Consider the following 23,058-nt stretch of genomic DNA (forward strand, 5'->3'; position numbering starts at 1 on the left):
GCGTTCCAGAACCTTGCCGCGGGTTGTGTGGTCGGAAACAATCGGCGCATGTCCGTCGCGTTGTCCCCGGTCACCGGAGATGCCCCTTTGGTTGCCCGGCTGCTCACCCGCTGGCCGCAGATCGCCGAGCGCATGTTCGCCGCGGGACTCGGCGCCACCCCACCGGCCGCCGATCTGCCGGAGGGACACTTCACCGCTGAGGTGCTGCCCGCGATCTACGCCTGCGGCCGCGCGGTGCTCCAGGCGATCGGCGAACAGCGCAGCTTCACCAAGACCGAGGTCGCGACGTTCGTCGCCCCGGTGGCCGAGCGGCATGCCGAGGACCGGTTTCCGCTGCCCATTTTGATCGAGGCCATTCACGGCTCCGCGCAGTCGGTGCTGCAGGAGGCCGCGGCCTTGGCCTCCCGCGAGGAGCTCGACGACCTCGTCCGCATCGGCAGCCGCCTGCTCGATCTGCTGATGCAGATCAACATCACCGTCGTGGAGACCTACACCGAGGTCGAGCAGTCCATCTACAACGCCGAGCGGGAAGCGCGGCGCGCGCTGTGCTCGGCGCTGCTGCACGGGCTGCCCGCCGCGGAACTGGCGGCGCGAGCCGACACCGCCCTGGCCGAGCACTACACCGTGCTCGCGATCCATATCCGGCACGACGACCAGCCGAGCACCGTCGCGACGCTCGTCGGCCGCCGCCGCATCCGCATCCTGCACCGTGCGCTGGACGCCCTCGCGGGCACGACGACGCTGGCCACCTTCGACGGCTGGACCGGAATCGCGTTGCTGCCCAGCGCCTCTGACGCCGAGCTCGACGACACCCGCTACACGCGGCTGGTCGCGGAGCTGACCGAACAGTTCGGCGTGCCGGTGTTCCTGGCCGAGTACCCCTCCGTGCCGATGGACGCCATTCCGCAGACCGCGAAGGAAGCCACCGACCTCGCCGAACTCGCGCGGCTGCTCGGCAAGCCCGCGGGTGTCTACCAGCTCGACGACCTGCTGCTGGAATACCAGCTCACCAGACCGGGCACCGCCCGCGCCCGGCTGGCCGAGCGCATCGCCCCGATCCTGGACAGCCCGCATTTGATCGAAGCGCTCGACGCGCACCTGCGCCATGGCTCCGACCGCAAGGCCGCCGCCGCCGAGATCCACGTGCATCCCAACACCTTCAGCTACCGCTTGCGCCGCGTCGCCGAACTCACCGGCGTCGATCCCACCGATCCGCACGACTCGCGGTTGCTGGCGGCCGCGCTGACGATCCAGCGCCTGTATCCGGCCCAGTCGACCGGTTCCGGCCAGAATTAGACATTCTCGGCTTGCTTTCCGCATTTGCGGAAATAAACTGCTCTCCATGTCGAATTTGCGGATCAGCGAGGCGGCGGAGCTGCTCGGGGTCAGCGACGACACCGTGCGGCGCTGGATCGATCACGGCAAGCTGACCGCCGTCCAGCTCGACAGCGGACGCAAAGGCGTCAGCGGCCGGGAACTCGCCGAATTCCTCCGGGCCACCGCGGAGGCGCCGGAGCCCGGCGTCACCGTGGCCGCGTCGGCACGCAACCGGCTGCGCGGCATCGTCACGCGGGTGGTGAAGGACACCGTGATGGCGCAGGTCGAGATGCAGGCGGGTCCGTTCCGGCTGGTGTCGCTGCTGAGCCGGGAGTCGGTCGACGAACTCGGGCTCGAGGTGGGCAGCGTCGCGGTGGCGTCGATCAAATCGACGCACGTCGTGGTGGAGATACCAGAAAGTTGACCAGGATGACTCGATCGCTGCACGTGCTGGCCGCCGCCGGGATCACCGCGGTCGCGTTGACCGGCTGCGGCTCCGACCAGGCCGGACCCGCCGGTTCCGACCCGATCGGCGGCACCGTGACGGTGTTCGCCGCGGCCTCCCTGACCGAGACGTTCACCGAACTCGGCACCGAGTTCGAAGCCGCGCACCCCGGCGTGCACGTGGTCTACAGCTTCGGCGCGAGTTCCGCGCTGGCCGAGCAGATCATCCAGGGCGCCCCCGCCGACGTCTTCGCCTCGGCCGCGCCGAAGAACATGCGGCAGGTAGTGGACAAAGGCGAAGTGACCGCCGTCCCGGCCACCTTCGCGCGCAACCGGCTGGAGATCGCGGTGCCCAAGGGCAACCCCGGCCGGATCACCGGGTTGGTCGACTTCGGCAGGACCGAACCGAAGATCGCTCTGTGCGCCGAGCAGGTGCCGTGCGGGGCCGCCGCCGAGACGGTCTTCCAGGTGGCGGGCATCAACCCCGAGCCCGACACCAGGGAGGCGGACGTGAAAGCGGTCCTGACCAAGGTGAAGCTCGGCGAAGTCGACGCGGCCCTTGTCTATCGCACCGACGTGCGAGCGGGCGGCGGCCAGGTGGAGGGCATCGCCTTCCCGGAGGCCGACAAGGCGGTCAACGATTACCCGGTCGCGCCGCTGGCGCACGCGCCCAACGCCGCGGCGGCGGCCGCGTTCGTCGAGTTCGTGCGATCCGACCAGGCGCGCGCGGTATTCGTGAAGGCGGGATTCGACACGCCGTGATCCGATTGGCGCGGCGCCGGGCCCCATCCGGACGACGACCGCTCGTGCTGGTGCTGCCCGCGCTGTGCGCGCTGGCGTTCCTGGTCGTCCCGCTGCTCGGGTTGCTGCTGCGGGCGCCGTGGCGAACCCTGCCCGATCGGCTGTCGACCGCGGAAGTCGGTCAGGCGCTGCGGCTTTCGCTGCTGTGCGCGAGCCTGGCGACGGCGCTCTGCCTGGTGTTCGGCATTCCGCTGGCCTGGCTGCTGGCCCGAGGGGAGGTGACGGGGCGTGGGCTGATCCGGGCGCTGGTCACCGTACCGCTGGTGTTGCCGCCGGTGGTCGGCGGCGTCGCCCTGCTCCTCGTGCTCGGCAGGCGCGGGCTGGTCGGCCGGTACCTGTACGAATGGTTCGGGGTCGCATTGCCTTTCACCACTGCGGGCGTGGTGGTCGCGGAGGCATTCGTGGCGATGCCGTTCCTGGTGATCTCGGTGGAGGGCGCGCTGCGGGCCGCCGATCCGCGGTTCGAGGAGGCGGCCGCGACGCTCGGCGCGTCACGCTGGCTGACCTTCCGGCGGGTCACGCTGCCGTCGATACTGCCGGGCATCGTCGCGGGCGGCGTGCTGTGCTGGGCGCGGGCCCTCGGCGAATTCGGGGCCACCATCACGTTCGCGGGCAACTTCCCCGGCCGGACCACCACGATGCCGCTGGCGGTCTACCTGGCGTTGGAGACCGACCCCGACGACGCGATGGTGCTGAGTCTGGTGCTGCTGGCCGTTTCGGTGGCGGTGCTGGTCGCATTGCGGGAGCGCTGGATCAGGGGTGCGCTATGACGTTGGAGGCGCGTCTGCGGGTCAGCCGGGAGCGGTTCCGGCTCGACATCCCGGTGCACGTCACGGCAGGCGAGGTGATCGCCCTGCTCGGCCCCAATGGCGCGGGCAAGACCACGGCGTTGCGCGCGCTGGCGGGTTTGACGCCACTCACCGGCGGCGCGATCCGTCTGGACGGCGACATCTGGGACGAACCACCGAAGGTGTTCCTGCCTGCCGAGCGTCGCCGAGTCGGCGTCGTCTTCCAGGACTACTTGCTGTTCGCGCATCTGAGCGCACTGGACAACGTCGCGTTCGGCCTGCGCGCCCGAGGACATCGACGCGCCGCGGCCCGCGAGCGCGCCGCGCAGTGGCTGCGGCGCGTCGGCCTCGCCGAGCAGGCCGACGCCGAACCGCGCACCTTGTCCGGCGGCCAGGCCCAGCGCGTCGCGCTGGCCAGGGCGCTCGCGACCGACCCGGCGCTGCTGCTGCTCGATGAGCCGCTGGCCGCATTGGACGCGAGCACGCGGGCGCGGGTCCGATCGGATCTCGCCCACCATCTCGCCGACTACCCGGGACACACCGTGCTCGTCACACACGATCCGCTCGACGCGATGGTTCTCGCCGATCGCCTCGTGATCATCGAGCACGGCGGCGTGGTGCAGGAGGGGCCGCCCGCGGAGGTGGCCCGGCGCCCGCGCTCGGACTACGTCGCCAACCTGGTCGGCCTCAACCTCTATCGCGGCACCGCTCGCGGCACCGCCGTCGAGCTCGCCGAAGGAGGCGTGTTCACCGTGGCCGAACCCGGCCGCGGACCGGTTCACATCGCCTTCCCGCCGACCGCGGTGGGTCTGCACCTCGCGCCGCCGGAGGGCAGCCCACGCAACACCTGGCCGGTCACCATCGCCGGTATCGAGCAGCACGCCCACACCATCCGGGTCCGCCTGGACGGTGTCCCGCCGGTGCTCGCCGACATCACGCCCGCCACCGTCGCCGAGCTGCGCCTACGGCCTGGCATGCGGCTGTGGGCGGCGGTCAAGGCCACCGAGACGCATACCTATCCCGCCTGACAGCCCTCCGGACGACATCGCCGAGCGAGGCGAATACGTGTTGATTCAAAAGCGCTCGACCGAGCAGGGTTGCGCGACGACGTCGACGCCTACGAGGTCAACCAGGCATTCGCGCCGGTGCCGCTGGTGTGGCAGCAGGGGTTGAACGCCGATCCGGCCAATCTCAATCCCCGCGGCGGCTCGGCCACCCGCGGGAGCCTCCGGCACCCGCGTCCTGACGACACTGGTCAATCACCTGGAGCAGACCGGCGGCCGCTACGAGCTGCAAACGATGTGCGAGGCGGGTGGTCTGGCCAACGCCACCATCATCGAACGCCTCGGATAAGCGTCCGCTTCGCCCTGGTCACGGCGGGGTGGCGAGGCAGAGGGGCCGAGGTGGCCAGACTATCCGGCCGGTTGGATGCCGAGATGGTCCTGCCGTCACCGGCCGTCACGTAACGCGGTGATACCGAACGTCGTGTCTGCCGGGCGGGCTACGGGGCTGGCGGCCTGAGTGTCGTTACCGCGCCGCGACCGGACCGGGGAGAGCCGGTATTGAAGACGATGCCGAATCACCGCGGGAGATATCGGGATTCGGCTCGGCAATTGAAATTGCGAATTGCGGATACACCGCATGAATGCAGTGATCAGCAGTCGCTAGGAAATAGCCCGGCGCCTACCGCATTGCACGGTAGGCGCCGGATCACGCATCAGAGGTAGGAGCCGCACACGGGCCAAGCGCCCGGCCCCTGGGTGGCGAGCACGTTCTCCGCGACGCGGATCTGCTCGGCCTTGCTCGCCTGGGACGGGCGGCCGGTGCCGCCATTGGCCTCCCAGGTGCTCTGGGTGAACTGTAGACCACCGGAGAAACCGTTACCGGTGTCGGTGCTCCAGTTGCCACTGCTCTCGCACTGCGCGACAGCGTCCCAGTTGTGCGACGACGCGGTAGCAGTGGCGGTGGACAGACCGAACGGAACGGCGACGAGAGCGCCGAGAGCCGCGGTGAAGCCAAGGACACGAGTGGTGAATTTACGGTTTTGCGACATGTGGATTCCCGCCTGCGCCCACCGACTCGGCGACATTCGCCGCGTCCCTGTCCCCAGGTGATGTCGGGGATCCTCGAACCGCGGGACAGGGTTTCCGGCGTTCAGCGATTCGAGCTCGATCTCGGTGTTTCTCCGAGCCGCGACCGACGTTAGCGGAGAAGTCGCGACAGATCACGTAGCGATAACGTCCGAATTGCGTGAACCATTGGTCGAGACTAATAGCCATACTCGCTGGTCGATTGCGGGAAACACGCCGATACGCATCGGCTGTTATGGCTCCGTTATGTGAGCGAGATCACCACGAAATCGTGAAACGGGTCGCATTTCCGCAGGTCCAGCAGGTGCGCAAGACACACGTCCGCGCTCTATGCCTGCGATCGATCGGGCTGTCGGGGGCCACCAGGTTCGATTCGTTATCTGGCAGGCCGAGCCGGGATGGTCCCGTGACCCCACATACCGCAGCTTGTGCCGCGTCGCCGACCAGCACGTACGGCACCAGCCCTGATGTTCGATTCGTTATCTGGCCGCCGGGTCCGGGAGAGCCCCGTGACTCACCCGGCGACCAGCGCAGACGCCACCATCGTCGAAGGACAGGCCGCGACCATCCCGGCGTTGACGGCGCTACTTCCCGTGCGCCCGGAGCTGGTAGAGCCCCTCGGTTTCGGCCACCACCACGCCGTCGGCGTCGGTGACCACCGCCCGCAACGTGAACTCGGCCTTGCCGTTCGCGGCGGCCTCGGCGGTGATGCGGGCGATCTCGTTCTCCGGCAGCATCGCCTCCGCGTGCACGTCGGTCTTGGCCGGTTTGCGGAAGAAGATGTGCAGGTCCTTCACCAGCGGATAGAACGCCGCGGCATCGAAGGTGGCGATCGCGATCGCGCCGCCGAGGATCTCCGCGACGGTGAACAGCACGCCCGCGTACATCACGCCGAAATGGTTGCCGTTGCCCTCGACGGGCACCGAGGTGGCCGCGAAACCGCGTCGCACCTCGACCGCCTGGACGCCCATCTTGTGCGCGATCGGGATGGTGAATTCCAATGCCCCGTTGACGATGTCCTTGAACGGAGGAGTCTCGACGTCGCTCATCGCGCGACCATCCCTTCACACCGGAGGTGGCCAGCACCTCGTTGTCTCTGCCACGGCCACCTCGGTGGACCTCAGCGAAGCGTAGGCCCTCGTCGGCCGCGTCGGCAGGGTGTTGGCAGATCGCCAACACTTGCCGACGCGGGGTAGGTCAGCGCGACCACCGAGTGCGCGCCCGCCACCTCAGCGGGAGGCGGGAACCAGTTCACGAGTGATTGCGGTGACGAAGTCGGGCAGGTCGCCCGGGTTGCGCGAGGTGAGCAGCGTCCAGCCGTCCTCCGGGGAGCGGACCGCCGGTTCGTCGACCCACGCGCCGCCCGCGTTGACCAGATCGGCGCGCAAGGAGAAATACGAGGTCAGCGTCTTGCCGGGCACCAGTTCGGCATTCACGAGCAGCCAGGGGCCGTGACAGATCGCGGCGATCGGCTTGCCCGCGCCCGCGAACTCCTTGGCCAGCTCGATCGCCCGCTCGGTGACCCGCAGCTTGTCCGCGTTCACCGTGCCGCCGGGCACCACGAGCACGTCGAAGTCGTCCACGGAGACCTCGTGCAGCGACGAATCCGGTTGCACGACGGCGTCTTTGTCCACGTCGTGCCGGAAGGTCTGCACCGGCTCGTTCTTGGGCGCGGCATGGGTGACCCGCGCGCCCCGCTGGCGCAACTCGTCGCGCGGCACCAGCAGTTCGTCTCGCTCCACGCCCGTGTTCGAGGTGATGATCAGGACCCTCGTGCCGTCGAGTTGATCGGTCATGAGCGACTCCTTTCGATCGGAAATGGTCCTACTTCGGACATGCCGCTCGACGTCCCGGCTAAACCTCGCCGGGTGCGGAAGACGTGGCCTCGCGCGGCGGCAACAGCGTGCCGGAGAGATGTTCCTGAGCCAGGCGGCGCAGCGCCGACAGCATGGTGTCGCCGAGAATCGTTCCGACGATCGCGGTTTCGGTCATCCGCTCGAGGCCGCGTTCGTTGCCGACCAAGGCGATGTCGGTCGCGGCGATGGCCTCGCTGGCGGCGGCGTACTCGTCCATCGCCGCCACCACGTCGGCGTGGCCGAGCAGGCGCAACGCGGCGCAGACGTCGACGAGGGTGGCACGGGCGGGGCTGTCTTCATCGATCCGCCAGCCCCGCCGGTCGAGCAGGGCGGCGACGTCTCCGGCGGCCGCCTCGCGCTGCTCGTCGCCGACCGGCGACCTGCGCCCGCCCAGCGCGTACTGCACGTGGCCGAGTGAGTCGCGGGCGGAGAGGCTGCCGCTGTCGAGCACCGCGAGCAATTCCTTGGCCGCCTCGATGGACAGGCCGCCGATATCGAGCAGCGCCCGGATCAGCCGCAGGCGGCTGACGTGGTCGTCGCTGTATTCCGCCTGGTTGCGGTGGGTTCGCACGCCCGAAGGCAGCAGCCCCTCGCGCACGTAGTACTTGATCGTCGCGGGAGAAACGCCGCTGACGCGGCTGAGTTCGGCGATCCGCATCGGACTTCCTCGGTCTCGGTCGGCTCTTGACAGTGGAAAGTACAGCTATCCATAATCGGTGCCGATAGTACAACTATCGATAGTGTGAGTTCCGAAAGGCCGAGGCTCGTGACCGTCTTCTTCCAGCGCTATCCCGCTCTGTCCTGGCATCGCCCACTGATGCTGCTCGCCGTCGCGATGGCGTTGCTCGTCGTCTGGTCGATCGCGGGCATGGTGGTCGACGATCGCACCCTCACCGGACTGCCGATCTGGGCCAAGTCCGCCAAATTCGCCCTTTCGGTGCTGATCTACGCCGTCACTTGGGCATGGTTGATCGCGCAGCTCACCCGCTGGCGCCGCACCGCGTGGTGGGCGGGCACGGTCGCGGCGCTCGGCCTCGCGCTCGAGCTGGTCGTCATCGTGACCCAGATCGTGCGGGGCACCACCAGTCACTTCAATTTCACGACGCCGGTGAACGCGGCGCTGTGGGAGACCATGGGCTCGTCGATCGTCGTGGTCTGGCTCGCCACGCTGGTCGTGTCGGTGGTGCTGTTCGTCAACCCGACAGCCGACCACGCCCGCAACGCGGCGATCCGGTGCGGCACCGTGCTGGCGCTCGCCGGCGCCGCGCTGGGGTTGTTGATGCTTCGGGAAACGCCGGAACAGCGGGCCGCGGGCGGCTCGATCAGCGGGGCCCACACCGTCGGACTTCCCGATGGCGGACCGGGGTTGCCGGTGCTCGGCTGGAGTACCGCCGGAGGGGATCTGCGGATACCGCATTTCCTCGGAATGCACGCCTTACAGGTGGTTCCACTGGTTCTGCTCACGGTGGAACTGGCGGCACGGCGGATTCCGGTACTGCGATCGATGCAAACCAGACGAACGCTCGTCATCATCGCCGCGGCGACCTATGGGGCCGTCCTCGCGGTGCTCACCTGGCAGGCCTTGCGTGGACAGTCGGTGGTTCGTCCCGACGCGGCGACGCTGCTGGCCTTCGCCGTGATCGCCGTCGCCGCCACAGGTTCGGCGATCGCGGCGCTGCGACCGAAACCCATTGGACTCGACCGTGTCCCGGTAGGGGCCAGCCGATGACGAATCTGCTTTTCGACGTCACCTTCTGGTTCGCCGCGCCGTTCTGGGCGCTGATGATCCTGGCGCCGAGATGGGAGCGGACGAGCGCGATGGTCGCGTCACCGCTCATCTGCATTCCACCACTGGTCATCTACACGGCACTGGTCGTCCCCGAGTTCGGCCCGTTTGCCAGCGCACTGATCAACCCGACCCTGCCCGGGCTGCAAGACATCCTGGGCGACGGCCCCGGCGCGGCGGCGGCTTGGGCGCATTTCGTGGCATTCGATCTGCTTCTCGGGCGATGGATCTTCCGCGACAGCCGCGCTCGCGGTCTGCCGCCACTGCTGATCAGCCCGCTGCTGCTGCTCACCATCCTCTTCGCGCCGATCGGCGTCCTGTTCTACCTGCTCATCCGGCTCACCAAAGCTCCGGCGTCCAACCGGTCCGTCCCCATGGAGGCATGATGGAAACCTTGATCGTTCTGCTCACCACGCTGCTCGTGCTGCGCGTGGCAGGCGCACTCGGCGCTCGCCGGTTCGCCGACTGGCCGACCTGCGCCGCGTACGCCCTGGGCGTCATGCTGATCATGACCGGCACCACGCATTTCCTTCCCGACGCCTTCGCGGACTCCCCCGTGCCCACGCACGCGGACTTCATCCCCATGGTGCCGCCGTTCGTGCCGCTCCCCGGTCTCATGATCTACCTGACCGGCATTCTGGAACTGCTCGGCGCACTGGGTCTGTTCCGCACCAGGACCCGCCGCACCGCCGGGCTCGGGCTCGTCGCGCTGTTCGTCGTGATGCTGCCCGCCAATATCTACGCCGCCGTCTCCGACGTGCCGTTCAACGGCGCACCCGCGACACCGCTGTGGGCGCGAATCCCCGAGCAGGCGCTGTACATCGGCGTGGCCCTGTGGGCAGCCGGAGTGCTGCGGATCCCGCGACGCGGCCGCATGCGAATCGCAGGCAACCACGTGATCGCCTGACGGCGACCGGCATACGACCGCACCGAGGCCCGCGCGGCGGGTCTCGGTGCTTTCGGCGCGTCGTGCGTCGATTTGTCAACGGCCGCAAACCATTCAGCCGACCGGCCGGAGCACCTGCGAGCGGTAGCCAGCGGTGACCGAGCACACATCCCAGTGGACATCCCATACGGTATGGTATGGACATCGGCGGCAGAGGAGGTTCCGATGGCCAAGCGGGATTGGCTCGACGCGGGGTTCGCGGTGCTGGCCGAGGACGGGGCGCGCGCACTGACGGTCGAGCGTTTATGCGCCGATCTCGGCCTGACGAAAGGGTCGTTCTACCACCACTTCCGGGGCATGTCCGGATACAAGACCGCCCTGCTGGAGCATTTCGAGAACGAGTTCACCGGACGCTACATCGCCGAAGCGGAACAGGGCGACGCCCCCGCGGACGACAAGCTGGCCCGCTTGCGCAATCGCATTCTCGCGGATCACGAAGCCGAGCGCGCGGTGGAGATCGCGATGCGCGCCTGGGCGATGCAAGATCCCGAGGTGTACCGGCTCCACCAGCGCATGGACCAGCGGCGCGTCGAGTACGTCGCATCCCTGCTGCGTGATATCGGCGAATTCGGCGGGGAGACCGAGCTTTTAGCGCGGCTGTTCTATCTCGCGCTGATCGGGGCGCAGCAGATCATTCCGCCGCTGCCCCCGCAAGACATCGCCGATATCTATGCCTTCGTCCGACGACTGGCGACGAAGAAGGAGCAGTGATGCCCGCGCTCGGCCCCTGGGTGCCACGGCTGATCTTCGCGACGGCCGCCGTCCACTTCGTGTGGGCTTTCGTCCAGCCCAACGATTGGGCGGGCATCGCGGGCGAAGGGTTCTTGGCGACCGCCGCCGATGTCGACGATCCCGACTATTTCGCGCGCGACGCCAGCGTGTGGTTCATGATGTGCGGAATCGCGCTGTTGTCCATCGGGACGCTCACTCGCGACGCCTTGGCTGTCACCGGCCGCGTTCCCGGCCACGTCGGGTGGTACATGATCGCGATCGGCATCCCCTTGACCGTCATCTATTTCCCCGTCACGGGCGGATGGCTGATCCTGGTCATCGGGGCGGTGGCGCTGGGGGCCGCGCGTCGCTCGGACAAGGATCTGGTCACCGGTCGGCAACACGCGACCTGACATCTCTTCCACTGCAACTCTTCAAAACTCTGGCCAGCGGTATATCCCCGCGCCCAGGCGCTTCGGCGGCCCCGCATCCCTACGGTCATAGCGTCATTCGCCGCACGCAACCGGGGTAGCGCTGCCGCGCGCTGGATGCGGATCCCCGCGACCGCCCACACCGCTCGGAAAATTCACCGCCATGCCCGGACCGGGCGCGTGGTCGGCAACCGTGGACCAGACGCCTCAGCCGAGCTGATCGATAAACCGAACCGCACGACAATCGAAAGGACTCCCCATGAGGGTTGTGCTCGCGGGAGCGACAGGAACATTGGGATCAGAGCTGCTTCCCCTCCTGCTGGCTGCCGGTCACAGCGTCACGGCGCTGACACGGTCGCCGACCGGCGCACGACGTGTGCGCCGGGCCGGTGCGTCCGCGCTGGTGGTCGACATCATGGATCGCCAGGCGTTGCTGCGAGCCGTCGACGGGCGCACCGCCGACGCGGTGATCCACCAAGCGACCGCGCTGTCCACCCTGCCGCGCAGGCATCGTGACCTCTACGCCACCGACGCCTTGCGCGAAGAGGGCACCGCGAATCTGCTCCGCGCCGCCGAGGAGCTCGGCGCCCGGCGTTTCGTCACCCAGTCCTTCTTCCTCGGTTACGGCTACCACGATCACGGGGACGAACCGGTCACTGAGGACGCGCCTTTCGCCCCGCCCGCCCGCGGCGAGTTCGAACGACATGCCCGATCGATGCGCGCCAACGAACAGCAGGTGCGCGATGCTCACGGCATCGAAGGGATCGCACTGCGCTACGGACTGTTCTACGGACCCGAACCGAGCACACGCGCGCTGATGGACATGGCCCGTGCCCGGCGGCTTCCGATCGTCCGGCCCGGCGGGACGACATCGCCCATCCATATCGCGGATGCCGCGGCGGCTACCGTCGCCGCCCTCGAACGCGGACGGCCCGGCGCGGCATACAACATCGCCGACGATCACCCGGTGCCGTTCGCCGAGTACGTCCAAGCGCTGGCCGCTGCCGCCGGGGCGCCGCCGCCGCTACGGGTGCCCGCCCTTTTTCTCCGTCCGCTTCCGTATATGTACGCCCTGATGGTGCGGAGCCGGATTCGGCTGTCGAACGCGAAGGCGAAGGACGAACTCGCCTGGACACCGAAGTTCCCGTCGGTGCACGACGGCCTCGCCGCCATGACGGAATCCCGATGACCCTGCTCGAATTTCTCGACCAGGCATTGCGGGCGGACGGGAACACCGTCGAGTGAGAGCGGCATCGCTGCCGGGAACTACCACGCAGCCGAAGGGACCGGCCCGTGAATCCGAGTCGATCCCTTCGGTGATCACACAAAGCCCCATGCGGGCGGCGCCGTCAGCTGTAGGTGTAGAAAACCCCGGTAGCGATGCCGCCTGGAGTGGCGACCGTGACGGGCACCGTGCCGAGACCTGCTGGCGTGACGGCGGTGATCTGCGTGGGCGAGTTGACCGTGAACGACGTCGCCGGGAGGACGCCGAAGAACACCGCGGTAGCACCCGTGAGTCCGGTGCCGGTCAGCGTCACGGTTGTCCCACCGGTCGTCGGCCCGGAAGCCGGGGTGACCGACGTCAACGCGGGCGCAGGCACGTAGGTGAAGGAAACCCCGGCGCTCGTACCCGCCGCGGTCGTCACCGTGACCGGCACCGTTCCCGTTCCCGGCGGAGCGATCGCGATGATCGAGGTGTCGGACAACGCGAAGAAGAAGGTGGATGGGGTAGCGCCGAAGTTCACGGCGGTAGCACCCGTGAACCCGGTTCCGGTCAAGTTCACCACGACTCCGCCGCTCACCGGGCCCGACGTCGGAGTGATCGAAAGGATCGCGGGAACACCCACATACGTGAACGGCAACCCGTTACTCGAACCCGACGGGGTGGTGACCGTCACCTGCACGGTACCCGTTCCGGGCGGAGCGACCGCCGTGACCTGCGTATCCGACACGACGGTGAACGAAGTCGCCGGCGTGGCACCGAAATTCACTCCGGTGGTGCCGGAAAGACCCACGCCGGTGAGGGTGACCGTTGTGCCCCCTGCTTGCGAACCCACCAGCGGATTCAGGAAGAACAGGATCGGTGGCAGCACGTAAGTGAAGGAAACTCCGGTAGCGATGCCGCCTGGGGTGGCGACCGTGACGGGCACCGTACCGATACCCACCGGAGTGACCGCGGTGATCTGCGTAGGCGAGTTGACCGTGAACGACGTCGCCGGAAGCACGCCGAAGAACACCGCGGTAGCACCCGTGAACCCCGTGCCGGTCAGGATGACCGTGGTCCCTCCGGTCACCGGACCGGACGTAGGGGTGATCGACGTCAGCGTGGGAGCAGGCACGTACGTGAACGAAACCCCGCCACTCGTACCAGCCGAGGTCGTCACCGTGACCGGCACCGTCCCCGTTCCCGGCGGAGCGAGCGCGACGATCAACGTATCGGACAACGCGGCGTAGAACGTGGCCGGAGTAGCACCGAAATTCACGGCGGTAGCACCGGTGAACCCCGTACCCGTCAAGGTCACCAAGACCCCGCCGGTCACCGGACCCGAACTCGGACTGATCGAAACAATCACGGGAACCCCCACATATGTGTACGGAAGAGCGTTACTCGAACCGGACGGCGTCGTGACCGTCACCTGTGCCGTGCCCGCCCCGGGCGGAGCGACCGCTGTGATCTGTGTGTTCGACACCACCGTGAACGAAGTCGCCGGTGTGGCACCGAAGTTCACGGCGGTAGCACCGGACAGGCCCGAACCGGTGATGGTCACCGAAGTGCCACCGGCGGCCGGTCCTCCGGTGGGGCTGAGCGAGGTCAGTGAGGGAACCTGAGCGTAGGTATAGGGAAACCCGTTACTCGTTCCTTCCGCGTTGGAGACGGTGACCTGTACCGTCCCAGTCCCCGGGGGAGCGATCGCCGTGATCTGCGAAGGGGAATTCATCGTAAAGGTGGTCGCGGTGGTACCGAACCGGACCGTGGTGGGGCCGGTAAACCCGCTACCGGTGATAACCACGCTGTTGTTCCCGGAAGTCGGCCCTGTCGTTGGAGATAGAGAAGTGATAGTAGGCATGACGCTGCCTCCTTGTTGCTGGTTCCACTGCACCGGGGGGTGCACGACCTTTCGGTGGCCCGGCTCTACACCATTAACTGCCCTGGACCTGCACTGAGGCAATGCATGTGGCGTTCCGATTTTGTCCGTTTTCGGATTTGCTGCCGTGCGTTGACAATCCCTGCACATTCGAGTCCGGCTTCTCGTAGACGCCGTTTGCTGGGTATCGGCTAGCCGATTTTCACGCGGCGGGAAGCGAAGTAGTGCAGCGTGCCGTCGGAATTCGTTGGGGCCGCGTGGTTCCTCGAAGATTGTTGTGGTTCGACGTGCGTCGAATTTGTACCGAGTTGTGGCACTGGTGCATGCCTGCACACCGTATCGGTCGGGACTCGTTGCCCCAGCGGGCCGTTGGCGTTCGGTCCGGGTGCGTCCGCGATCCGCCGTTCCGAGTGCGACGCCGATGGCTGGGTACAACGGAATCGTGAGTGCTTCAAAGTATTTGGGCGCGCTCTGCAGCGCGCTGGCGACCGCCGTTGCAGCGTCCGTGTTCTCCGTCAACCCCGCCGAGGCCAACCCCGTGCGAGCGCACGTGGTCGGCGAGACTCCGCTCGGCGGCTCCGTATCGCAGATCGATGTCTACTCGCCCGCGATGGATCGTGTGGTCACCCATCGGGTGATCCGTGCCGCGGGCGGCGGCCCCGCGCCCACGCTGTATCTGCTCACCGGCATCGGTGGTGGCGTGGACGGGATCTCGTGGTGGGACGACACGGACGTCCGAGAGTTCTTCGCCGACAAGCATGTCAACGTGGTGCTGCCGGTCGGGGGCGCCTACAGCATGTACACCGACTGGCTCGCCGACGACCCGGCGGTCGGCCGCAACCGATGGCAGACCTATCTCACTCGAGAACTTCCGGCGACCCTCGACCATGAGCTCGGCGCCACCGGACGAAACGCGATCGCGGGCGTCTCGATGAGCGCGGCCTCCGCGATCGACCTCGCCATCCAGGCACCCGACACGTACCGCGCCGTGGCGGCCTACAGTGGGTGCCCCTGGGCCGCCGACGCCGCGGGCGTGGCGATGGTCAGCGCGCAGGTGATTCGCGGCGGGGGAAACCCCGCGAACATGTGGGGAGCGCCCGGCGAGGCGGTCTGGCGGGTCCACGACGCGTTCGCCAATGCGTCCGCTCTCGCCGGGAAGACCATCTACTTGTCCGCCGCCTCCGGCACTCCCGGCGAGATCGATCGCGGCGGCCTGCCGTTCCCGCCGATCGAGGCGATCGCGAGCTCGTGCACGGCGGCCTTCGCGGACCGCCTCGCCGACCTCGGTCTCCCCGCGGTCCATGTCAACCGCCCGGAGGGCGCGCACACCTGGGGCCAGTTCGAGGCGGATCTGCACGATTCCTGGCCACACCTGGCCCGAGCGCTCGGTGCGTAACGACGCTGCGTAGGGCGACCGGAGCGCTCCGATCAGCGATGGGTGGACGGTGCGGCCTCACTACCGTGTGCCGCGGCGGAATCGGCACGCGGAACACGCAGCAGCAGGACCGTCAGCAGGCAGCCGAGCAGCGCCAACCCGGACGCGGCGGCGAACCCCGCACGGACACCGTCGACGAAGGGCGCACCGCCCGTCGACCTTTCGGTCACCGTTTGGGCGAGCAGCAGCACGGCTGTCACACCGATCCCGGATCCGACGCGCTGTGCGGTGTTGACGACACCCGCGGCGATGCCGCGATCGGCCTCGTCCACCGCGGTGACGGCAGGAACCGTGACACCGACGAATGCCGCGGGTAGCCCGATGCCGAGCACGATCGCCGCGGGCAGCACATCGGTGACGTACGAGGCGTGATCCGGCAGCCTGGCGAACCACGCCAGCGCCGCGGCCTGCAACGCCATTCCGGCGGCCAGCACGCCACGCGGGCCGATCTGCGCCAGCGCGAACGGGATCAGCGTGCGGGAGACGGCGATGTTGACCAGCGCGACCGGCAGCACCGCCAAGCCGGACGATGTCGGGCTGTAGCCCTGGGTGTTCTGCAGGTACAGCGCCAGCAGCGCGAACGCTGGAACATGCGCGGCACCGACGAGCGCGTTCACCGCGGAGGAACCGGTCACCTGGCGAATCGCGAACAGCCGCAACGGCATCAGCGGATGCGGGCTGCGCGTCTCGATGACCAGGAAGGCGCCGAAGAGGGCGACGCCGATCCCGAGCAGGGCCGAGGCCGCAACGCGTGTGCCGGGATCGCCCCACGCCCCGATCGCGTATCCGATGATCAGCAGCGCGACTGTTCCGGTGAGGGCGCCGGGCACGTCGAGCCGCCCGTCGGCCCGCTGCGCGGCGGGCGCGTCCGCGGGCAGCGATCGGAGCGACGCCAGCGCCAGCGCACCGACCGGCAGGTTGATCAGGAAGATCGACGGCCAGCCGAACGCGTCCGTCAGCGGACCGCCCACCGCGGTTCCGATCGCCGCACCGGCCGCGCCCATCGCACTCCACACGCCGAATGCTCGCCGCCGCGTGGCGGGTTCGGTGAACGCCGTGGTCAGCAGGGCCAGCTGTGCCGGGATCACCACGGCCGCACCGACGCCCTGCAAGGCCCGCGCCGCGATCAGCAGCCACGCCGTGTTCGCGAATCCGGCCAGAGCGGACGCGACGGTGAAGACCGCCAACCCGACGCCGAACATGCGACGCGGACCGTACAGGTCGGCCGCACGGCCACCCAGCAGCATGAATCCGCCGAAGGCGAGGAGATAGGCGTTGGTCACCCAGCCCAGTCCCGCTTGACCCAGGTCGAAGTGCCTGCCGATCTCGGGAAGCGCCACGTTCACCACCGTGGTGTCCAGGAAGATCACCAGCTCGACAACGGTGATCAGCAGCAGTCGCAACCGCCCTTTCCCATCCATCACAATCCCTTTCACTAGAGTGTAGATCTAGCGAAATGCTCCACTAGAGTCACACTCCAGTCAAGTAACATCTGGGTCATGCCGAAGAACACCGGCGTGCGCGCCGCCCGGACCTCAGCCAACCGTGCCCGCATGCTCGCGGCCGCGCGGGAACTGTTCACCACCCGCGGCTACACCGCGACCACCATGAAGGCCATCGCCGAGGAAGCCGGAATGGCCGTGCAGACCCTGTACTTCACCTTCGCCACCAAGCGCGCGATTCTCACCGAGCTGCTCGACGTCGAGATCGCGGGCGACACCGAACCCGTCGCCACGCTCGACCGGCCCTGGTTCGCCGAGGCCGTGAAAGCGCCCGCGGCCGAGCAGATCCGGCTTCAGGTGGCCGCGGCCGGCGCGATCCTGGGCCGGGTCACTCCCCTGCTGGAGGCGGTCCGCTCCGCCGCGGCCACCGACCCGGAACTGGCCGAGCTGTGGCAGACCAACATCGCCCAGCGTCATACGGTGCAACTACGCCTCAGCCAGGCCCTGGCCGCCAAGACCGCCCTGCGCGCGGGAATCGATCCCGAACGCGCCGCCGACATCGCCGTGGCCGTCCTCGCGCCCGAGACCTACCACCTGCTCGTCCACGAACGCGGCTGGACCAGCCAGGCCTGGCAAGACTGGGCCACCGACGCGCTCACCCGGCAACTGCTGCCCTGACGGGAACGCACGCGGGTCGCGTCGAGGCATGCGCAGCCACAGGATCACGGCCAGACCCGAGGTCACGAGGACAGCCGCGACGGCGAAGGTTCGCTGAGTTCCCCGAGCGACCTCCGCAGCAGCGGCCGAAGTGACATCACTCGTGCCGACCGCGAAGGCGAAGATCGCTCCCATGACCGACGCGCCGGTGATCAGACCCAGGTTCCGGGACAGATTCAGCATGCCCGAAACCAGGCCACGCTGGTCCGCGGACACGTCTTTCATCACCGCGGTGTTGTTGGCCGCTTGGAAGATCGCGTACCCGGCAGTCGTGCTGACCAAAGGCAGCACGTATCCGAGAACGCCTGCGGCCGTGGGCATCACAGCGAGCACGGTGGTGCCGCCGATGACGCCGACGAGTCCGGCGACCACCATGAATTCGGCGCCGAAGCGATCAGTGGCGCGTCCGGCCGGGACACCGGTGAGGGCGGACACCGCGGGCCCCGCCGACATCACCAGCCCGACGAAGGCCGGATCGAGGTCGAGGGCCAAGGCGAGGTGGAAAGGCCCGACGACGAGTGTGGTCATCATGACGGTCGAGACCAGTGCACTGGCGGTCAGACCGGCGGCGAGTACGGGATCACCGAACATCGCGAGCGTGAGCAGCGGGGACGCGACGCGGCTCTCGGCGAGGACGAACAGGCCGAGGCTCGCCCCGGACGCACCGAGCAAACCGATGGTGAGCGGGCCGAAATCGTTTCCTTCGATCGTCATGGCCAGTGCGTAGGCGCCCAGGGTGATCGCCAGCAGCGCCGTACCCGTGACGTCGAAACGCCGTCGCGCGGAGCTCGTCACCGGTGCGGAGCCGGGCAGCACCCAGATCGTGAGCGCGAGCGCGAGCAACCCGAGCGGCACGCCGATGAGGAAGATCGCGCGCCAGCCGAAGAGGGCGATGAGGGCTCCACCGGCGGAGGGCCCCAGCGCGGTGCCGACCGCCGACATCGTTCCGAGCAGCCCCATGACGCTGCCGGTGCGCTCCTTCGGCACGGTCTCGCCGACGAACGCCATGGTCAGCGCCATCATGCAGGCGGCGCCGACGCCTTGCAGCGCGCGGGCCGCGACCAGGAAGACCAGATCCGGGGCCAGACCGCACAGCAGCGTCGCGATCGTGAACACGGTGATGCCGACGAGCAAGAGGCGACGCCGACCGGCGAGGTCGCCGAGTCGGCCCGCACCGACGATCAGCGTCGTGATGGCCAGCAGATAGGCGATCACGACCCATTGGACCTCGTGGAACGAAGCGTCGAATGCCACGGCCATGGCGGGCAGGCCGACGTTGGCGATGCTGATGCTCAGCGAAGGCAGCAGCATGGACAACGACAGGGCGGTCAGCGTCCAGCCCAGTGGACGCTGCGCGGGCGGTGCCTGCTGAGGTTCGGCGCCCGGAGGCGTTGCTGGTCTCACGGGGTGTCCTCTTCCTGGAGCCAAGGGGGTCGTCATGGACGGTAGGTCTCCCCGTGACCTGGCGGAAGACGCAAAGATGGAAAAGTATTTGTGCACCCGACGCCATATATTGGCTGATCTGTGAGATCGTGTGCGCATGGCGCGACCCGATCTGAACTTGCTGGTCACCCTGGACGTTCTGCTCGACGAGGGCAGCGTCACCAGAGCGGGGGAACGGCTCGCGCTCAGTCCGTCCGCGATGAGTCGTGCGCTGGCTCGGTTGCGGCGAGCCACCGGCGACCCACTGCTGGTGCGGGCGGGACGAGAGCTGGTGCCGACGCCCCGCGCCCTGGAACTCCGCGACCGGGTGCACGGCCTGGTCCGTGCGGCCGAAGAGGTGCTGCGACCGGCCGAAGAGCTGAACCTGGCGGGCCTGACGAGGAGTTTCACGGTACGCAGCAGCGACGGGTTCGTGGAGAGGTTCGGGCCCGAATTGGTGGCCGAGGTCGGCGCCGAGGCACCCGGTGTGCGGCTGCGTTTCGTGCAGAAGACGAAGAAGGACATCGGTCCGTTGCGAGATGGCGGCGTCGACTTGGAGACGGGCGTCATCGAGCAGGAGCTACCTCCCGACATCGTGAGCAGCCCGCTGTTCACCGACCGGTTCATCGGTGTGGTGCGCGGCGAGCATCCGCTCAGTACCGGGAAAGTCACCGCCGAGCGGTATGCGTCGGCACGGCACGTGCACGTCTCACGGCGCGGGTTGACCGAGGGGCTGGTGGATGAGGCGCTGCGCCCGACCGGACGCCAGCGGGACGTGGTGACCGTGGTGGACGGCTTCAGCGCAGCCCTGGCTCTGGCGAGAGCCTCCGATCTGGTCGCCACGGTCCCGGGGAGGCACACCACGAACCTGCGGCGCGGAATGCACTCCTTCGAGTTGCCCTTCCGCGCCCCCGAGGTGACGGTGTCATTGCTGTGGCACGCCCGGCTCGACGCGGACCCGGCTCACCGGTGGCTGCGCGGCCACGTACTCGACGTGTGCCGACGGCGGACCGAACCGGGGCATCCCGGCGAGGAGACCGGCAGTTCACGCGACGTCTCCGGGCCGTGATCGCCGAGGATCCTCACAGACCCTCGTCGAACGGGTATCGGGCACCGAGTGCGGACCGATCGCCGACTCCGAAGTTCATGACGAGATCGTCGGCGACCTGGACCAGCACATCCCGCCCCTCGACCGCGCCGACCCAGTCCAGCGGCAGCGCCGAAATACCATGGACGGCGCCGATCAGGTTTCCGGCGACCGCGCCTGTGGAGTCGGAGTCACCGGAGTGGTTGACCGACAGCAGCAGCGCCGCGCGCACGTCACCGGTCTTCGCGGCGTGCAGTGCGCAGTACACCGCGATGGCCAGGCACTCCTCGGCGACCCATCCCTCGCCGACCTGCTCGACGAGTTCGGCTGCGGCCGGTTGCTCGGACAGCTCGACGGCTCTGGTCAGCGCGGCCGTCGTCTCCTCGCTCGCGGCGAACGCCGTGAGCTGAGTGACCGTCTCCTGCACCGCGATCGGCAGTTCGACACCGCTCACCACGCGATCGACCAGTGCCGCGAACGCACCCGCCGCGAGGTACCCGGTCGGATGCCCGTGGGTCAACTGCGCGGCCCGCGCGGCGGCGGTGAACGCACGCTCGGGCCCGAACCCCGCGAGTCCGAACGGCGCGGACCGCATCACCGTGCCGCATCCCTTCGACTGCGGGTTCACCGGACCGGCCGCACCGATCGGCTCCGGCGCGAGATATCCCCGTGCCTGCTGACCGAGCCCCGACATGCACGCGTTTCCCGGCGCACGCACCGCGTAGAGAAACGGCAGACTCACCAGCCACCCATCCGCCTGCGCCGCGGGCTCGTCCTGTCGCTGGGTTTGCAACCAGCGCAAATACGCCCGGCGCAGCGCTGGCACCGGGTCGGCGCCCGGCACCGACCGCAACAGCCCTTCAGCGGTGAACAAGCTCATCTGGGTGTCATCGGTGATCTGCTGCGGCGCACCCTCGGCATGTTGCGGCAGAAAACCAGTCACCCCTTCGGCCCCGTAACGTTGGCGGATCTGCTCCAGCCGAAGGAATTCGATCGGCCACCCGAGCGCGTCACCCACCGCCCCACCCAGCAGAGCACCCCTGACCCGGTCGAAAACCGTCATGTAATCCACCACAAGACCCCATCATCGCATCCAGACCCACCGGCCCTCACCACCGCGGCCTCGACGTCCCGGACTGGGGATCGCGCGATTCCCGGCAGGGCGGGGCATCCACACTTTGCGGGCCAGCAGAACGCGATCCGATCGAAGCCCTTGGCGGGCAACAGGTCAGCTGCCGCTTCGGTTGCCTGACGGGATGATCGAGCGAACACCGTTGTCGGGGCGGGCAGTGTCGTCACCAGGGATCTACCGGCGCGAGTCTTCGCCGCGGGCAATCCGTGCCGGGTGATCCGGCAGCTGTAGGCCCGGGATACGGTTGTCGGCAGTGCCTGCGCGGACGCTCTGGGTGGGTGGCGGCACAACCGGACCGGATCCCGGGTCGAAATCTTCAGTGGCTCAGTGGCTTGCGCCGCCGATCATCCATGGGTTGAAGGCGCAGTCGAGGGTCGGGTTCGTCTCCGGGTCGAGGGCGCGCAGGGCGATCGACGCGGAACGCGGGGAGTACATGATCGTCAAGTGGTCGGACCAATCCTCGGCGCAGCCATCCTGCAGAGTGATGTTGTGCACCGTCGTGTCCGGTCCCGGCGTCAGGAAGGTCCATTCGTAGGGGTTGGAGACCTCGTCGTGGCGGGTGCCGACCGACGTGTACTCGACGCCAGGGACGGTGTCACCGTTTGCGTTCAATGCCGCGTAGAACCGCGATCCGACCGCCTGCTGGATATTCGCGTGGCCCACGATCGGCTCGTAGAAACCCAGGATATTGATGCCGAGATTGGTGATCAGCCGACCCAGGGTCGCCATTCCCATCAGCGAGGTGCCGTGATGGGTCGCACCGAAGGTGATCAGTTTACCTACCTTGTCGGCGCCGCCCTCGAACTTCATGTACTGACTCGACACCGGACCACCCTGGGAATGCCCGATCAAATCGACCTTTTCCGCGCCGGTCGTCGCGCGCACCTGCTCGACGAAATCGCGCAATTGGCGCGCGGAGTCCTCCATCGCACCCACGCCGTAGCGGCCGGGCATGATCGGGCCGATCCCACCGCCTTCCAAGAGACCGGAGCGGCCGTAATTGAAGGCGTAGACGCAGTACCCGGCTCGCGCCAATCGGGGCGACAGGTACGCGAAAGTGTCGTAGGCGTTCAGCCAGGTTCCGTGCACCAGGACGACCGGATTCGGGTGCGCCGCGGACGGGGTGCAGTTCTCCCGGTTGGCGCCCGGCGGAGACGAGTCGGGATGAGCCAGTCCGTACATGAAAGCCGCCAGGTAGGCGGGCATTTCAGGACCCTCGCCGACGGCGGCGGACGCGTAACTGCGCGAGGCCGAACCGGAGCTGCTGCCGGAGTCCACGATGGCCTTCGGCTGCCTGCCGTCCGGCGATGGCCCCAGTCCCGCGTTCAGTTCCTCGACGAGCTGCTGCTCTGGCGACCGCGCATCCGGTTCCGCGTCGGCGGCGGCGACGCCGAGGCTCATGGCGAGTGTGGTGGCGCCGGCGACAACCGCCGCGGCGAATATGTGGCGACGAATTCGGTGCTTCATTGCAAGCCTTTCACGAACGTCCGTAATGAATTTGTGATACGGACACTTTCATCCTGAACTATCAATCGAGCACTGTCACTGCGCCCCACACATAAGTCAT

The 23,058-nt window shown here is 68.1% G+C and carries 21 protein-coding genes and 4 pseudogenes; 16 read left to right on the forward strand and 9 right to left on the reverse strand.

All coding sequences use genetic code 11. The features are described from left to right. Nucleotides 1-48: 48 nt before the first annotated feature. The 6 genes and pseudogenes from ON34_RS19085 to ON34_RS34755 all read left to right on the forward strand — a co-directional run. Nucleotides 49-1,296 (forward strand): PucR family transcriptional regulator, encoded by a 1,248-nt coding sequence (locus ON34_RS19085; protein WP_040781206.1) that lies wholly within the window; start codon nt 49-51, stop codon nt 1,294-1,296. 46 nt (nt 1,297-1,342) lie between these two features. Further along, the gene (locus tag ON34_RS19090) at nt 1,343-1,741 is read left to right on the forward strand and encodes a TOBE domain-containing protein (RefSeq protein ID WP_040781032.1); all 399 of its coding nucleotides are present in this window, start codon (nt 1,343-1,345) and stop codon (nt 1,739-1,741) included. Nucleotides 1,742-1,746: 5 nt separating this feature from the next. Further along, nucleotides 1,747-2,523: a molybdate ABC transporter substrate-binding protein gene (gene modA, locus ON34_RS19095; RefSeq protein ID WP_040781208.1), complete on the forward strand. Its 777-nt coding sequence runs from the start codon at nt 1,747-1,749 to the stop codon at nt 2,521-2,523. Continuing rightward, nucleotides 2,520-3,332 carry a molybdate ABC transporter permease subunit gene (gene modB / locus ON34_RS19100; protein WP_051022836.1) on the forward strand — a complete coding sequence of 271 codons (813 nt, stop codon included), beginning with the start codon at nt 2,520-2,522 and terminating at the stop codon, nt 3,330-3,332. Before modA ends, modB begins: the two co-directional genes overlap by 4 nt. Continuing rightward, nucleotides 3,329-4,378 (forward strand): ABC transporter ATP-binding protein, encoded by a 1,050-nt coding sequence (locus ON34_RS19105; RefSeq protein WP_040781034.1) that lies wholly within the window; start codon nt 3,329-3,331, stop codon nt 4,376-4,378. Before modB ends, ON34_RS19105 begins: the two co-directional genes overlap by 4 nt. Before the next feature lie 48 nt (nt 4,379-4,426). Next, nucleotides 4,427-4,703, forward strand: a pseudogene (locus ON34_RS34755) (steroid 3-ketoacyl-CoA thiolase); the annotation flags it as partial. A 367-nt stretch (nt 4,704-5,070) separates the two neighbouring features. Here the strand turns inward: ON34_RS34755 and ON34_RS19110 are convergent. The 4 genes and pseudogenes from ON34_RS19110 to ON34_RS19125 form a co-directional block, all read right to left on the reverse strand. Continuing rightward, nucleotides 5,071-5,403, reverse strand: a pseudogene (locus ON34_RS19110) (transglycosylase family protein); the annotation flags it as partial. A 621-nt stretch (nt 5,404-6,024) separates the two neighbouring features. Then, the gene (locus ON34_RS19115; RefSeq protein WP_083889548.1) at nt 6,025-6,489 is read right to left on the reverse strand and encodes a PaaI family thioesterase; all 465 of its coding nucleotides are present in this window, start codon (nt 6,487-6,489) and stop codon (nt 6,025-6,027) included. A gap of 180 nt (nt 6,490-6,669) precedes the next feature. Then, on the reverse strand, nt 6,670-7,236 hold the full coding sequence (locus tag ON34_RS19120; protein WP_040781038.1) for a type 1 glutamine amidotransferase domain-containing protein: 567 nt from the start codon (nt 7,234-7,236) through the stop codon (nt 6,670-6,672). Nucleotides 7,237-7,294: 58 nt separating this feature from the next. Then, nucleotides 7,295-7,954, reverse strand: coding sequence for a MerR family transcriptional regulator (locus ON34_RS19125; protein ID WP_051022837.1), 660 nt, complete (start codon nt 7,952-7,954; stop codon nt 7,295-7,297). Between the two features lie 84 nt (nt 7,955-8,038). Here ON34_RS19125 and ON34_RS19130 point away from each other — a divergent pair, with 84 nt between their 5' ends. From ON34_RS19130 to ON34_RS19155, 6 genes are all read left to right on the forward strand, one after another. Then, a complete protein-coding gene (locus ON34_RS19130; protein WP_245548094.1) occupies nt 8,039-9,025 on the forward strand; it encodes a hypothetical protein in 987 nt (328 codons plus the stop codon). Next, nucleotides 9,022-9,468, forward strand: coding sequence for an ABA4-like family protein (locus ON34_RS19135; protein ID WP_040781042.1), 447 nt, complete (start codon nt 9,022-9,024; stop codon nt 9,466-9,468). The genes ON34_RS19130 and ON34_RS19135 overlap by 4 nt, the downstream gene beginning before the upstream one ends. Beyond that, nucleotides 9,468-9,989, forward strand: a complete 522-nt coding sequence (locus ON34_RS19140; protein ID WP_040781044.1) for a DoxX family protein — start codon at nt 9,468-9,470, stop codon at nt 9,987-9,989. The genes ON34_RS19135 and ON34_RS19140 overlap by 1 nt, the downstream gene beginning before the upstream one ends. Before the next feature lie 204 nt (nt 9,990-10,193). Then, nucleotides 10,194-10,739, forward strand: coding sequence for a TetR/AcrR family transcriptional regulator (locus ON34_RS19145; protein WP_051022838.1), 546 nt, complete (start codon nt 10,194-10,196; stop codon nt 10,737-10,739). Beyond that, a complete protein-coding gene (locus ON34_RS19150; RefSeq protein WP_051022839.1) occupies nt 10,739-11,152 on the forward strand; it encodes a DUF6463 family protein in 414 nt (137 codons plus the stop codon). Before ON34_RS19145 ends, ON34_RS19150 begins: the two co-directional genes overlap by 1 nt. A 277-nt stretch (nt 11,153-11,429) precedes the next feature. Further along, complete coding sequence (locus ON34_RS19155; RefSeq protein ID WP_040781045.1) at nt 11,430-12,359, forward strand: NAD-dependent epimerase/dehydratase family protein; 930 nt, start codon at nt 11,430-11,432, stop codon at nt 12,357-12,359. A 160-nt stretch (nt 12,360-12,519) separates the two neighbouring features. On the opposite strand, the gene ON34_RS19160 is transcribed toward ON34_RS19155, so the two are convergent. After that, nucleotides 12,520-14,406, reverse strand: coding sequence for a beta strand repeat-containing protein (locus ON34_RS19160; RefSeq protein ID WP_373291947.1), 1,887 nt, complete (start codon nt 14,404-14,406; stop codon nt 12,520-12,522). Nucleotides 14,407-14,698: 292 nt separating this feature from the next. On the opposite strand from ON34_RS19160, the gene ON34_RS19170 reads away from it, so the two are divergent. After that, complete coding sequence (locus ON34_RS19170; RefSeq protein ID WP_245548095.1) at nt 14,699-15,652, forward strand: alpha/beta hydrolase; 954 nt, start codon at nt 14,699-14,701, stop codon at nt 15,650-15,652. A gap of 32 nt (nt 15,653-15,684) precedes the next feature. On the opposite strand, the gene ON34_RS19175 is transcribed toward ON34_RS19170, so the two are convergent. Continuing rightward, a complete protein-coding gene (locus ON34_RS19175; RefSeq protein WP_051022842.1) occupies nt 15,685-17,112 on the reverse strand; it encodes an MFS transporter in 1,428 nt (475 codons plus the stop codon). A gap of 78 nt (nt 17,113-17,190) precedes the next feature. Here ON34_RS19175 and ON34_RS34760 point away from each other — a divergent pair, with 78 nt between their 5' ends. Next, the gene (locus ON34_RS34760) at nt 17,191-17,811 is read left to right on the forward strand and encodes a TetR/AcrR family transcriptional regulator (protein ID WP_040781053.1); all 621 of its coding nucleotides are present in this window, start codon (nt 17,191-17,193) and stop codon (nt 17,809-17,811) included. A 195-nt stretch (nt 17,812-18,006) separates the two neighbouring features. Here the strand turns inward: ON34_RS34760 and ON34_RS37660 are convergent. Beyond that, nucleotides 18,007-19,392, reverse strand: a pseudogene (locus ON34_RS37660) (MFS transporter); the annotation flags it as partial. Here ON34_RS37660 and ON34_RS19190 point away from each other — a divergent pair. After that, a complete protein-coding gene (locus ON34_RS19190; RefSeq protein ID WP_051022843.1) occupies nt 19,391-20,341 on the forward strand; it encodes a LysR family transcriptional regulator in 951 nt (316 codons plus the stop codon). The pseudogene ON34_RS37660 and the gene ON34_RS19190 sit on opposite strands and share 2 nt — an antisense overlap. Nucleotides 20,342-20,354: 13 nt before the next feature. On the opposite strand, the gene ON34_RS19195 is transcribed toward ON34_RS19190, so the two are convergent. Then, on the reverse strand, nt 20,355-21,422 hold the full coding sequence (locus tag ON34_RS19195; RefSeq protein ID WP_051022871.1) for an ADP-ribosylglycohydrolase family protein: 1,068 nt from the start codon (nt 21,420-21,422) through the stop codon (nt 20,355-20,357). Nucleotides 21,423-21,626: 204 nt separating this feature from the next. Here ON34_RS19195 and ON34_RS37665 point away from each other — a divergent pair. Continuing rightward, nucleotides 21,627-21,722: pseudogene (locus ON34_RS37665) on the forward strand (sugar O-acetyltransferase); the annotation flags it as partial. Nucleotides 21,723-21,815: 93 nt separating this feature from the next. Here the strand turns inward: ON34_RS37665 and ON34_RS19200 are convergent. Then, nucleotides 21,816-22,958 (reverse strand): alpha/beta fold hydrolase, encoded by a 1,143-nt coding sequence (locus tag ON34_RS19200; protein WP_040781057.1) that lies wholly within the window; start codon nt 22,956-22,958, stop codon nt 21,816-21,818. Nucleotides 22,959-23,058: the final 100 nt, after the last annotated feature.

This window comes from Nocardia pneumoniae NBRC 100136 (assembly GCF_000308755.1).
GTDB lineage: Bacteria > Actinomycetota > Actinomycetes > Mycobacteriales > Mycobacteriaceae > Nocardia > Nocardia pneumoniae.

Coding starts and splice junctions, on each gene's coding strand:
- ON34_RS19085 (WP_040781206.1), top strand. CDS start 49: ATGTCCGTCGCGTTGTCCCCGGTCACCGGAGATGCCCCTTTGGTTGCC.
- ON34_RS19090 (WP_040781032.1), top strand. CDS start 1,343: ATGTCGAATTTGCGGATCAGCGAGGCGGCGGAGCTGCTCGGGGTCAGC.
- modA (WP_040781208.1), top strand. CDS start 1,747: ATGACTCGATCGCTGCACGTGCTGGCCGCCGCCGGGATCACCGCGGTC.
- ON34_RS19105 (WP_040781034.1), top strand. CDS start 3,329: ATGACGTTGGAGGCGCGTCTGCGGGTCAGCCGGGAGCGGTTCCGGCTC.
- ON34_RS19115 (WP_083889548.1), bottom strand. CDS start 6,489: ATGAGCGACGTCGAGACTCCTCCGTTCAAGGACATCGTCAACGGGGCA.
- ON34_RS19120 (WP_040781038.1), bottom strand. CDS start 7,236: ATGACCGATCAACTCGACGGCACGAGGGTCCTGATCATCACCTCGAAC.
- ON34_RS19125 (WP_051022837.1), bottom strand. CDS start 7,954: ATGCGGATCGCCGAACTCAGCCGCGTCAGCGGCGTTTCTCCCGCGACG.
- ON34_RS19135 (WP_040781042.1), top strand. CDS start 9,022: ATGACGAATCTGCTTTTCGACGTCACCTTCTGGTTCGCCGCGCCGTTC.
- ON34_RS19140 (WP_040781044.1), top strand. CDS start 9,468: ATGGAAACCTTGATCGTTCTGCTCACCACGCTGCTCGTGCTGCGCGTG.
- ON34_RS19145 (WP_051022838.1), top strand. CDS start 10,194: ATGGCCAAGCGGGATTGGCTCGACGCGGGGTTCGCGGTGCTGGCCGAG.
- ON34_RS19150 (WP_051022839.1), top strand. CDS start 10,739: ATGCCCGCGCTCGGCCCCTGGGTGCCACGGCTGATCTTCGCGACGGCC.
- ON34_RS19155 (WP_040781045.1), top strand. CDS start 11,430: ATGAGGGTTGTGCTCGCGGGAGCGACAGGAACATTGGGATCAGAGCTG.
- ON34_RS19160 (WP_373291947.1), bottom strand. CDS start 14,406: ATGTGCAGGGATTGTCAACGCACGGCAGCAAATCCGAAAACGGACAAA.
- ON34_RS19175 (WP_051022842.1), bottom strand. CDS start 17,112: ATGGATGGGAAAGGGCGGTTGCGACTGCTGCTGATCACCGTTGTCGAG.
- ON34_RS34760 (WP_040781053.1), top strand. CDS start 17,191: ATGCCGAAGAACACCGGCGTGCGCGCCGCCCGGACCTCAGCCAACCGT.
- ON34_RS19190 (WP_051022843.1), top strand. CDS start 19,391: ATGGCGCGACCCGATCTGAACTTGCTGGTCACCCTGGACGTTCTGCTC.
- ON34_RS19195 (WP_051022871.1), bottom strand. CDS start 21,422: ATGACGGTTTTCGACCGGGTCAGGGGTGCTCTGCTGGGTGGGGCGGTG.
- ON34_RS19200 (WP_040781057.1), bottom strand. CDS start 22,958: ATGAAGCACCGAATTCGTCGCCACATATTCGCCGCGGCGGTTGTCGCC.